This window comes from Streptomyces sp. M2CJ-2 (assembly GCF_016757295.1).
GTDB lineage: Bacteria > Actinomycetota > Actinomycetes > Streptomycetales > Streptomycetaceae > Streptomyces.
This window is the reverse complement of the sequence record NZ_JAESIF010000117.1, coordinates 1-10,981: the sequence shown is the minus strand read 5'-3', so window position 1 is coordinate 10,981 and position 10,981 is coordinate 1. Positions and strand designations below refer to the sequence as shown.

Genomic DNA, 10,981 nt, shown 5'->3' with positions numbered 1-10,981 from the left:
AGCTGCGCGGCGCCATCATCTGGCTGCGCAGCCTTGCCCCCGCCACATGATCACGATCCCGAACAGGCCCTAGTAGGGCTTGGTCAGGTCGGCTGTGCTGGTGCGTGTCCTTCGGGTTCGGTATCGCGTTGAGTGGGTGTGACTCCGGACGAGATGACTGCGGTGCGCGGTGAGTTGGAGGCGTTCGCGGCGGAGGTGTTCGAGCCGTTCGCGCGCAACGACCAACGCCGGTGGGGGCAGGTCTACCTGCGGGGGCTGCTGACCGACGGCAAGCGCAAGTCGGTCGAGCCGATGGCCGCCCGCCTCGGTGAGGACGGCAACCGGCAGGCGCTGGCCCACTTCATCACCACCAGCCCGTGGGATCCTGCCCACATCCGTGCCCGTCTGGCCTGGAGGATGGAAGCGGAGACGGAAGATTTCAAGTCCAGTGAGACGGTCGTGGCGCTATGAGGTTTGTGGTGCGGGTTCCCTGCGCTTGGCCGGGTCGTTGATCCAAGCCTGCTGGGGTATCCGGGGTGGTCGGGGTCGGCGGCCGAAGCGTTCGGGGCGGCGGGCGTATGCCTCGGCAAGGGTGACGGCCCGCTGGTCGCGGACCTCCTCGGCGGTCCCGAAGTGCACGCTGGCAGGCGTGTGCCGGCCGATGCCCGAGTGCCGGTGCTCGTGGTTGTAGTAGGCGATGAACGCGTCGAACCACTCGCGGGCGTGGGCCAGCGAGTCGAACCGTTCGGGATAGTCCGACATGTACTTCGTGGTCTTGAACTGGGCCTCCGAATAGGGGTTGTCGTTGGAGACCTTCGGCCGCGAGTGCGACCGCGTGACGCCGAAATCGATCAGCAGCTGCGAGACCTTCTTCGAGGTCATCGAGGTGCCGCGGTCCGCGTGCACGGTCTCCGGCACGATGCCGTTGCGGAGGATGGTCTCGCGGATCAACTCCTCGGCCCGCTGGGACGATTCGGCCCGCTCGACGGTGTGGCCGACGACGTAGCGGCTGAAGATGTCGATGATGACGTAGGCGTGGTACCAGACGCCCTTGACCGGTCCGGCCGCCTTGGTGATGTCCCAGGTGAACACCTGAGAGGGTCCGGTGGCCACCAGCTCGGGCACCGTCTTCGCCGGGTGGGTGGCCTGGCGGCGACGCTCGCCCACCTGCCCCTTCTCGCGCAGGATCCGGTACATCGTGGAGACGGAGCAGTGGTAGCGCCCGGCGTCCAGCTCGCGGGCCCAGATCTGCGCGGGCGCCAGTTCGGCGTACTCGCCCGAGTTCATCAACTCCAGTACCGCGGCCCGTTCCTCGGCCGTCAGGGCCGAGGGCTGGACCTGCCGTTTGCGGGGCCCCCGCGGCGGCGCCGGACGCAACCGGCGGTAGTGGGTGGCCCGCGAGCGGCCGGTCAGCCGGCACGCGGCCGTGATCCCGAGCTCTGCGGGTGCCGAATAATCATCCGGCTAGGTCAGGCGGCATGTCCGTACTCGTGGAGGGTTCCGCCGAGTCGATCTCGCCTGCGGATCCTCAGGCGCCTTCTCCGCGCCGGAATGTCGATCACTTCGGGCAGCGGGCGGAGTGGAGCGGCCTGGCCCAGGGCCCGGTGTGGCCGATGTTCATCGTAGAAGGTCTCGAACTCAACGAGCACGTGCAGGAGATGGTGCTGGTTCCAGGTCAGGGTGCGGTCGAGGAGCTCGCGGCGGCAGGTCTGGATCCAGCGCTCCATGATGGAGTTCATTCGCGGTATTCGGATCCCGGTCTTGACCACCTCCAGGCCCGCGTCGGCGAACAGGGCGTCGAAGCTGGCTGAACTTCGCGTCCCGGTCCCGGATGAGGAATCTGGCGCGGCGGCCGGCGTCCTCGAGGTCCATGAGCAGGTTCCGTCCGAGCTGGACGAGCCAGTCCGCCGTGGGGTGGGCGGTGGCGCCCAAGAGCCGGATGCGGCGCGTGGTGTGCTCGATGACGGCGAAGACGTACAGGCGCGCCCCGGTCAGGGTGCGGACCTCGAACAGGTCGCAGGCCGGCAGCGCCTCGGCCTGGCCGCGCAGGAACTCGGCCCGGGTCGTGCTCTGCCGCTCGGGCGCGGGCGGAATGCCGTGCTCCTTGAGGGTCTCCCAGACGGTGGATGCGGCGACCTTGATCCCGAGGGCCGCGAGTTCGCCGTGGATCCTCCTATACCCCCACGGCGGGTTTTCCCTGGTCAGGCGCGGCACCGGGGCGCGGATCGCGCGTACGGTGGGTGGTCGTCCTCGGCGATGTGGTCGGCTCACCGCGGCGTGGCGGCGCTTGAGTAGGTTGCGGTGCCACCGCAGGATCGTGTCCGGCTGCACCAGCAACAGCAGGCGTCGCAGTTGTCGGCCGGCAGGCGGTGAGGGAGGCTGGCGAGTACGGCGCGGTCGGTGGCGGTGAAGGTGGGCTTGCCGACCTGACGCTGCAGGACCAGCAGTTGATGGCGGGGCGCGAGGATCTCGATGTCCTTCTCGTGTCCGCTCGTCGTCAGCCGGCGCAGGATCGCCGGGATGTTGGTCGCAGCGAGGTAAGCCAGACGCAGCAGCGCGACAGTTCATGATGCCGTGACGGCGGCCAGTAGATACTCCCCGTAGGCGGCTATTTATCGCCCCACTCACGGCCACGATCTTCCCCACGGATGGCCAGATACCTCCCCGGACCTGGACGGATACCGGTCGGCGAGGCTGGCCGGTGTGAAGAACAGCAGGGAGATCATGGAGATTCTTGAGGCATACGACCTCACGGGGAGTTACCGCGCCGCGGCCGAGCTTGCCGGGTGCGACCACCACACGGTGGCCCGGTATGTGCAGTTGCGGGAGGCCGGCGAGCGTCCGGTCGACCGGCAGCACCGCGCCCGGCCGATCGACGAATACCTCGCCAAGATCGAGGAGTTGGTGGTCAACTCGCACGGCCGGATACGCGCGGACGTGGTCCACCGCCGCATCACTGCGATGGGCTTCACCGGCGGAGAACGGACCACCCGCCGCGCGGTCGCGGAGGTCAAGGCCCGGCTGAAGGCCGGGAACCGGCGGGTCTATCGGCCCTGGATCGCCGAGCCCGGACTGTGGCTGCAATGGGACTGGGGCCACGGCCCGAAGATCGGCGGACGGCAGACGCAACTGTGGTGCGCGTGGCTGGCCTGGTCCCGCTTCCGCGTCGTGATCCCGGTCTTCGACAAGACGCTCCCGACGATCACTGCCTGCCTGGACGCCACCCTGCGGCGGATCGGCGGGGTCCCCACCTATGCGCTGACCGACAACGAGAAGACCGTCACCACCATGCACGTCGCGAACATCGCGATCCGCAACCCCGAGATCGTCGAGGTCGGACGGCACTACGGAATGACGATCCGCACCTGTCTGCCGGCCGACCCCGAAACGAAGGGCGGATCGGAGGCGACCGTCCGCACCGCGAAGGCCGACCTGGTGCCCACCGACGCCAATCTCCTCGAGCAGTACACCTCCTTCGGACACCTCGAAGCGGCCTGCCGCACCTTCTGCGACGAGGTCAACGAACGCGTCCACCGCGAGACCCGGCGCAAGCCCGTCGAGGCCCTGGCCGAGGAACGACAGCGTCTGCATCCGATACCGAAGGAGCCGTTCACCGTCGCGTTCGGCACCACCCGGCGGGTGAACTGGGACGCCACCATCTCCGTCGAAGGCGTGCGCTATTCGGTCCCGCACGAGTTGATCGACACCCGCGTCTGGGCCCGTTTCCACGGCGACGAACTGATCGTCACCGCGGTCGGCGAGTCCGGCCCGGCCGAGGTCGCCCGCCACGACCGCTCGACTCCGGGCAGCCCGCAGATCAAGGACGAGCACTACCCGCCCAGACAGGACAAGGAGGGCGACCGCACCCCGAAGGCCCGCTCGGCCGAGGAGTCCGCGTTCCTCGCCCTCGGCCCCGGGGCCGCGTCCTGGCTGATCGAGGCCGGGGCCGCGGGCGCCCGCCGGGTCCGGCCGAAGATGGCCGAGGCCGTCGCGCTCGCCAAGCTCCACGGCATCGCCGAGGTCGACCGGGCACTCGGGTCGGCGGCGATCGCCGGGCGGTTCGCGGAGAACGACCTGATCCGCATCCTCACCTATCAAGCCGGCCTGGAAACGGTCGAACCCACCCGCCCCAGCGAGGACCACAGCCTGCAGCCGGGCACCTCCGCCTGGTCCAACTTCGGCCTCGCCGACGACAAGGATGATCACTGATGGCCACCCCGATCCGCACCGTCTCCGGCTCCCACGGCGACCCGCTCGCCGAGGCCATCGATCTCACCAAGCGGCTCAAACTCCCGCACATCCGCAGGGCGTTGACCGACCTGATCCCCACCGCGAAGGCCCAACGCTGGGACCCCGCAGAGGTCGTCCGCGTCCTCCTCGCCGAGGAAGCCGCCGGCCGCGATGCGGCGAACCTCCGCACTCGCCGCAAGCGAGCCGGTTTCCCGGCCGGGAAGACCTTCGGCGACTGGGACGAGACCGCCTCCTCCATCCCGCGGCCGACCCAGGACTCGCTGAAGATGCTCGAGTGGGTCACCCGCAAGGAGAACCTCTGCATCTGCGGCCCGCCGGTTATCCGGAGTTCGAAGATTCTTTGATGGCCACTTCCCAGTTCGGGATGTTGTTGCGATGGCTGTGACGAGCTCGAGCGCGGCGCGTTGTCGCGGCCTTCTGGTGGTCTGTTGCTTGGTGCCCTCCTGGCGCCGGCGATGATCGGTTAGCATCCGGCATGGCCACGCACTGGAGGAACAGTCCTGAGATATTCGCGCTGATCCTTCGACGTCATGGACTTGACTCGGATGCGGTTGACGACGTTGCGCGGGCCTGGTCTGCGTTCCAGGAGTTCGTCCAGGAGCAGATCGATGGGATTGAGCCTGCAGAGGACGACGGCGATGGGTTCATCGTGCAGTGGGGTCGGTGGAGTTGGAACGATGACCGCCCCGCACTGGTCTTCACCAGGCAGTTCGCGGTGAGCGACGAGGGTGACCAGGATGACGAGTTCTGGCAGCCGCAGCGCTGGAACGTAGAGCTCGAGCTGTTCTTCGCCGACGCTCCAGCCTGGGCCGACCTGGGCGATATGGCCTGGACCAACAGCATGGGCTTTGACTTCGATCCCATCGGTCCTGAACGGGCCGCAGCGCTGGCCCAGATCGCCACGCTCATCGAGTCGCTTCCGCAGGTCAGCGCGATGTGGCGGGCGATCCCGGTGGGTAGCGCCCTCGGGCTGGAACGCGCGGACTGATCTGTCAGCAGGGCCCCTGCTCCTGAGGTCTGGTCGTGTCGCGACCGCGACGGTCGAGTTCACGGCGGAGGTCGAGGTTCTCGCCGTGAGCTTGTTCGAGCGCGTCGCGTAGGGCCTGTACTTGTTCTCGGTGCAGCCTCTTCAGGCGGGTGATCTGACTGGTCAGCGCGAGGACGAGGGTGCTCTGCTCGTCGGTCGGAGATGCCTGCGCTGGAACCGGCCGGGCTTGGGCCCGGAGTCGTTCGATGCGTCCTCGCAGGTCGGGGTGGTTATAGAGGAACGCGTGGGAGACGGCGGCCTCGCGCTGGACGGCCTGGAAGGTGATCGGCTCACCGCGCTTGACCAGGGTGCGGATCGCCTTCTCTGCCGCGGCGGTCTTGGCCTGGGACTTGGCCTTCGCGGCGGTGGCGAGTGTCTGGGTGCGCTTGGCGCGAGCGTCGTCGGTCATGGCCGGGTCCTTCGGTGACGGTCGAGATCGAGGGTGAGAGGGACGGGGCCGGTGGGGGCAGCGCCGCAGCCGGCGCCCTGGACCGCCCGGCCGGGCCTGGAGCGGATGGTGTCCAGGAGCTTGGTGAGGGCCGCGCGTTCGGCCTGCCGTTGCAGCAGCCAGACGTTGTCCTCGGGCATCGGGCGTCCGTGCCGTTCCTGGAACGCGGTGGTGCTGCGGTTGATCAGGGCCTCGGTCTCGGCCAGCTGCCGTTCCAGAGCACTCTGATGAGAGGCGTCGGTGACGAAGACCGAGCAGGTCAGGCAGGCGTTTCCCTTGTCGCAGGTCTGCAGGGGCGGCAGCAGGCACCAGCCGTGGGGCAGGAACCGGTCGGCCCGGTTGAACAGGTGGAGGCTGTCGTGGTCGTCGTGGGAGAAGACCACGTGGGTGCCGTCCGCACGGAGTTTGGCGGTGGCCAGGAACGCCTGCTCGGCGTATTCCTGGCGGGTGGCGACGTAGTGCATCGTCATCGACGGGGTTGCATGCCCGGCATAGCGCATCAACACGTGGACGGGCAGGCCAAGTTCGGCGAGTCGGGTCAGCTTGGTATGCCGGAAGCGGTGGGTGTGACTGAGCCCGACGGGCTTGCCTCTGCTGTCGGTGATCTTCACGATCTTGCTGAACTCGCGGAGCATCCAGCTGTAGGTGCCGGACGGGTAGGGCTTGTCGCCCTGCCGGTTCCCGGTCCGCTGCAGGAACAGATGGCGCGGGATGATGCCGGGGAAGTGGTCGCGGACCCACTGCCGTTGTTCCTCGATGACCGCGACGACCTCGGCGTCGACGAGGATGTTGTCGGGCGCGATGTCGATTTTGCTCTGTGCGTAGTGGAAGCGGGCGATCTGTTCGCCCTCGGCGGCGTCGACGGCCCGGTCGGGGACCGGGGAGAGGCAGTCGAAGCGGCTGGTGCGGATCTCGCTGGCCCGCCGTCCGGTGAGGATCTGCAGCAGGATCATGCGCATGGCCTGTGGGTCGTCGAAGCCGCGGGCGCTGACCTGCTGTCCGTCGCCGCGGGTGAGGAGCATCTGCTCATCGCGGGCGAGCCTGAGCAGGGGCAGGGCGGCGGGGATCTGTGCGAGTGCGTGGTCGTCGACGTAGTGCTCGTCGTTGAGTTCGCGCTGGTGCGGGATGCGGGAGACTTGGCGGAACCAGCCGGCCGCGTGCGCGTCGGTGACCCGGGACCACGGGTTGGGGCCGAGGACCTGGCGGGCCTCGATGGGGTTGGCGGCGACGAACGCGAAGAGTTCGGCGACGGCCCGCAGGTCGTCGTTGACCAGGCGGGGATGGACAGGCTGCCGGGCGAACCGTTGCTCGTTCCGGCGAAGGAGCCGGTTGGCGGGGTCGGACGCCCAGCGGCGAAACGCGGCGGCCAACTGGACGGCGTGGGCGGGGTCGCCCAGGACGTCGAGAGGGTCGGTGAAGGTCTCCAGCCAGCGGTCGAAGCGAGCGAAGCACCGCATCCTCTCCTGGCTCACCGTCGACCAGCGCAACGTTCCGGCCTCCAGCTGGGTGCCCAGAGACCACTTCACGGCCTCCCGCAGCCACGGCTGAGTGATCCTTGAGGGTGAACAGCCGTAGTGGGCCTGGGGTTCGTGCTCGGCCAGCGGGATCCGCGGATCGCAGCGAGGGTGCCACTCATTCAGGGACCACCAGGGCCCATCGCTGCAGCCGGCAAGGAGGGCCAGGCGGGAGAAGCGGAAGATCACCCGCAGCCGGGCGACGCTGCCGCGGGGCGTGAGCCGGCCCCAGCGGGTGGCATAGAACCACCGTTGCAAAGCGGCAGCTGTCTCCCAGTCCATCGCGCGGATCGACATCGGGAAGAGATGGTTGTCCCGGATCGCCCGGCGCAGGATGTTCGCGAACTGGTTGGTGCCCAGCACCGACGAGCGGGTCCCGTCCATCGCCTGCCAGTGCGCCATCCAGGCCAGCTCGGCGGCGATCAGGTCGGGCAGACAGGTCAGGTCGATGCGGCGGTTGCCGTTCTCGGTGATCTGGTCCCAGTCGTCGATGCCGTCCCCGATCACCGGCCCCTTCCAGGGCTCTGGCAGCTCCCGCCAGAGCCGCCAGAACGGATCCTCGTCGCCAGCTGCGTGCAGATGACGCTGTTCACCGGCCATCGTCAACCTGCCAGGCGGAGATGTACGACTTCCAGTTCGCCGCGGCCCGCAGGGCCTCGTCCTCGCGGACCCAGCCATATAGGTCGAGCGTGGTCTGCACGTGTGCGTGACCGAGGCGGCGGGAGACCACCCATTCCGGCGTCCCGGCCAGCAGCAGCGCGGTCGCGTGGCTGTGACGGAACCAGTGCGGCGTCCAGGAGACCGGGCCGATGCTCTTCTTGCGCAGGGCGGACACCTTGTCCCGCACCGTGCCCTCGCGCAGGGCGGCCAGCAGCGGCGGCCGCTCCAGGTTCACCAGCAACGGCGATCCGGCACCGATCTCGATGCCGAACTCGGCGGCCCGGCAGGCGAGGTGGGTGAGGTAGTCGGCGAACAATCGCTCCAGGTCGCAGCCGACATAGACCCGTCGGGGGCGCATCATCTTCACCCTGGCCCCGTTCGTGTTGTCCTCGCGCGGCACGATCTCGACATAGGGAGTGGAGCCGCAGCCCATCACAAAGTCGCAGATCCGCAGGCCGAGGGCCTCACCCAGGCGCATGCCGGTCTCCGTGAGCAGGGCGAACAGTAGTCGGTCGCGCAGGTTGCCCGCCCACTCGCCGACCGTGAGGTCCGGCATCGCACAGCCATCCATGATCGCCTGAATCTCGGAGGGCAGCAGCAGCGGCGGGCGCCCACGATGCCGCTGGCGCCGGACCCTGACCAACGAGGACGGCGCGGGAGCGGTGCGGGCGTCCAGGTGCGCGAGCAGGCCCCGAGCCGGGGCCCGGCGCGGTGTCCCGCGCATGAGCCGTGCCGCGACCGGCACCGAGAAGACCGCCTCCTGCCAGCGATAGAAGGAGATCAACGCGGCCAGCCTCGCCTCCAACGTCCCAGCCTCCGGCGTCTGTTCGGGCTCGACCAGGGTGTGCTCGACAGTGCGGCCGTTGCGCAGCCAGGACAGGAACCCCGCGACCGCCGGGACCCCGAGATCACCCCACCTTCCGGTCTCGTCACGCTGTTCCAGGAACGTCCACCACTGGGCCAGCGAGGTCGCATAACCGCGGACTGTGTTCGGCGACCACAGCTGCCGATGGGCCTCCAGCCAGTCCTCGACCGGCGCGACGGTCCGGTACTTCTCGTCGATCACGGTCCACGTCCGCTGCCCGTTCGCGGGCCGGACCGCCAAGCTGTGTGCCACTGATGTCGTTCCGTCTCGTTGAAGAACTCCCGTTGATAGCAATGCATCAACGACGCAGAACGCTCACGGTGACGCTCGTTGCAGACAGAGAAGAGAGGGGCTCAGTCCCCGTTGATAACCTCGGGCACCGGCAAGTCGCACTTCACCGAGGCCCTCGGCCAGGCCGCGATCGAGGCCGGCATGACCGTCGCCTGGTTCACCATCGAAGACCTCGGAGCCCTCGTCCGACGCCATCGCGCGGACGACTCCCTGGCCAGAGCGATGGCCCGCCTGATTCGCACCGACCTGATCATCGTCGACGACATCGGCCTGCTGCCCGTCTCACCGGACGCCGCCGAGGGCTTCTACCGCCTGGTCGATGCCGCATATGAGAGGCGGGCGCTGGCCGTCAGCAGCAACCTCCACCCCTCGGGCTTCGACGAGATCATGCCCAAGACCCTCGCCACCGCGACCGTCGATCGACTCCTGCACCACGCTCACGTCGTGGTCACTCAGGGTGACTCGTTCCGGCTCAACCAGGCCACCTCCGGCCAGGGGGTGATCCCCTTGCGCTGACCTGTCATCTCAGCAGCGGGGAGATAACTGGCCACCGTTGGGGAGAGAGAGCTGGCCGCCAGTGGGGAGGACTACTGGCCGCCTGCGGGGAGAACTGAAAGGCCGTTGACAATGCCGTCCTGGCGCCGAGCGGGCGACCACTTCGCGATGATCCCTCGAGCCGCGTACATCAGCGATCAAGGCAGTGACCTCGGCGGATGATTATTAGGCACCCGCAGAGTTGGAGCTTGTCGGGTGCGGCTCCGACGTGCTGCCCGCCGACCACCACGTCAAGGTTGGGCCGGCGCCGGGCGCTCGTCTGTATGGCGTCGGGTCGGTCAGCTGCATCACGGGCTACGCGTCTGCTCGGCTGGCTTTGGGGCGGGCCGATCGAGCAGGCGAATCGTGCGGCACGGTTTCATCAGGCGTCGGCCAGTTCTTCGATCTGCTCCGCCAAGCGCTGGTCGGGTTGGTGGAACTCACCGCCGGCTTCGCCGACCTCCTCGACTTTGAGGCGTTCGACGGCTTCGCGCAGCACCTCGGTATGAGGGGTGGGAGGATGTTCCAGCCAGGTGGGGCGGGGTGTGAAGTCGATGCCGGTGCCGAGGTCGAGGGCTTGGTGCATCCAGTGGTCGGCGGCGCTCAGCTCGCCGCGGCGCAGGTGGAACAGGTGCAGGCAGTAGGCGGCGGTGGCGTTGCCGGCGCCGGCGGCGTACTGCCACCACCACAGTGCTCCCCCGGGCTTCATGGCAAGGTTGAGCAGGCAGCCGAAGTGCAGGGCGCCGTCGATGTCGACGGGGTCCCGCAGGCTTCTTGAGCAGGCACGTCTTCAGAATCCCGCCATCGACTTGTCGAGCACTCCTCCCATCGCGCCGTAGAGGCTGCACCGCACGGAGTGGCCGGCCCTGCGGCGCAGGGCGACCTCGATGAGAAAGAAGAGCATGAAGAGCCCGGCAAGGACCCCGGCCCCGGCCGGGTGGTAGATGAAATAGCCGAAGCAGGCGATGCCGTTCCACACCGAATCGGCATCAGCGAGCCGCACAGAACCGTCCAGAACGTGACCGGTGCCGCCCCGGACGGCAGCACCTTGTGATGCCACACCTCGACGTGGCTCCTGGGCACGCAGTGCTCAAGAGGCATGAAGCCATGCCATCACCACCAGCCCTGAACCGGCAGGGTGATCCGTGGTGATCGAGCCGATGTCCGGCGCACCACGGTCAGCCGCTCCGGCACGCCGCGGTGCTGCGGGTGGCACCACCCTGACCCGGCTGGAGACCGCGCCGGGTCATCCCCCGCTCGTCACAACCTGGCCTCCCGCGGCCCGGCCGGGCGCGCCCCGCGAGCCCGCGCACGTTCCTCGACCGCCCGGCCCGGGGCCGCGACAGATGCGCGCCGGACGGTCAACGGCTCTGGCCCGGGCCCCGGCGGCGGGGGCGCTGCGGGGCGCGGCG

At 68.7% G+C, this 10,981-nt stretch carries 8 protein-coding genes and 4 pseudogenes; 5 read left to right on the top strand and 7 right to left on the bottom strand.

The window, feature by feature from the left end; genetic code table 11:
• Positions 1 to 153 precede the first annotated feature (153 nt).
• Positions 154 to 360, top strand: a pseudogene (locus JL475_RS36550) (transposase); the annotation flags it as partial.
• Positions 361 to 444: 84 nt separating this feature from the next.
• On the opposite strand, the gene JL475_RS36545 reads toward JL475_RS36550, so the two are convergent.
• Positions 445 to 1,410, bottom strand: coding sequence for an IS3 family transposase (locus JL475_RS36545; RefSeq protein ID WP_202282495.1), 966 nt, complete (start codon positions 1,408 to 1,410; stop codon positions 445 to 447).
• A 38-nt stretch (positions 1,411 to 1,448) separates the two neighbouring features.
• A pseudogene (locus tag JL475_RS36540) lies at positions 1,449 to 2,534 on the bottom strand (integrase core domain-containing protein).
• A gap of 148 nt (positions 2,535 to 2,682) precedes the next feature.
• Here JL475_RS36540 and istA point away from each other — a divergent pair.
• From istA to JL475_RS36525, 3 genes and pseudogenes are all read left to right on the top strand, one after another.
• Entirely contained in the window at positions 2,683 to 4,188 is a 1,506-nt protein-coding gene (gene istA / locus JL475_RS36535; RefSeq protein ID WP_202282494.1) for an IS21 family transposase, read from the top strand.
• Positions 4,188 to 4,544: pseudogene (locus tag JL475_RS36530) on the top strand (ATP-binding protein); the annotation flags it as partial. The gene istA and the pseudogene JL475_RS36530, both read left to right, overlap by 1 nt.
• A 161-nt stretch (positions 4,545 to 4,705) precedes the next feature.
• Complete coding sequence (locus JL475_RS36525) at positions 4,706 to 5,218, top strand: hypothetical protein (RefSeq protein WP_202282493.1); 513 nt, start codon at positions 4,706 to 4,708, stop codon at positions 5,216 to 5,218.
• A gap of 4 nt (positions 5,219 to 5,222) precedes the next feature.
• On the opposite strand, the gene JL475_RS36520 is transcribed toward JL475_RS36525, so the two are convergent.
• From JL475_RS36520 to JL475_RS36510, 3 genes are read right to left on the bottom strand one after another with little or no spacing between them, the layout of a single operon-like run.
• Positions 5,223 to 5,666 carry a DUF6262 family protein gene (locus JL475_RS36520; protein ID WP_202282492.1) on the bottom strand — a complete coding sequence of 148 codons (444 nt, stop codon included), beginning with the start codon at positions 5,664 to 5,666 and terminating at the stop codon, positions 5,223 to 5,225.
• Positions 5,663 to 7,819, bottom strand: a complete 2,157-nt coding sequence (locus tag JL475_RS36515) for a tyrosine-type recombinase/integrase (protein ID WP_202282491.1) — start codon at positions 7,817 to 7,819, stop codon at positions 5,663 to 5,665. The genes JL475_RS36520 and JL475_RS36515 overlap by 4 nt, the downstream gene beginning before the upstream one ends.
• A complete protein-coding gene (locus JL475_RS36510) occupies positions 7,809 to 8,996 on the bottom strand; it encodes a tyrosine-type recombinase/integrase (protein ID WP_202282490.1) in 1,188 nt (395 codons plus the stop codon). The genes JL475_RS36515 and JL475_RS36510 overlap by 11 nt, the downstream gene beginning before the upstream one ends.
• A 120-nt stretch (positions 8,997 to 9,116) precedes the next feature.
• On the opposite strand from JL475_RS36510, the pseudogene JL475_RS36505 reads away from it, so the two are divergent.
• Positions 9,117 to 9,551: pseudogene (locus tag JL475_RS36505) on the top strand (ATP-binding protein); the annotation flags it as partial.
• 400 nt (positions 9,552 to 9,951) lie between these two features.
• Here the strand turns inward: JL475_RS36505 and JL475_RS36500 are convergent.
• Positions 9,952 to 10,278: a hypothetical protein gene (locus tag JL475_RS36500; RefSeq protein ID WP_202282489.1), complete on the bottom strand. Its 327-nt coding sequence runs from the start codon at positions 10,276 to 10,278 to the stop codon at positions 9,952 to 9,954.
• 81 nt (positions 10,279 to 10,359) lie between these two features.
• Positions 10,360 to 10,629, bottom strand: coding sequence for a hypothetical protein (locus JL475_RS36495; protein WP_237409299.1), 270 nt, complete (start codon positions 10,627 to 10,629; stop codon positions 10,360 to 10,362).
• Between the last annotated feature and the right edge of the window lie 352 nt (positions 10,630 to 10,981).

Excerpts from the sequence above, each read along its gene's own strand:
- JL475_RS36525 (WP_202282493.1), top strand. The coding sequence starts at position 4,706 with ATGGCCACGCACTGGAGGAACAGTCCTGAGATATTCGCGCTGATCCTT.
- JL475_RS36520 (WP_202282492.1), bottom strand. The coding sequence starts at position 5,666 with ATGACCGACGACGCTCGCGCCAAGCGCACCCAGACACTCGCCACCGCC.
- JL475_RS36500 (WP_202282489.1), bottom strand. The coding sequence starts at position 10,278 with ATGAAGCCCGGGGGAGCACTGTGGTGGTGGCAGTACGCCGCCGGCGCC.
- JL475_RS36515 (WP_202282491.1), bottom strand. The coding sequence starts at position 7,819 with ATGGCCGGTGAACAGCGTCATCTGCACGCAGCTGGCGACGAGGATCCG.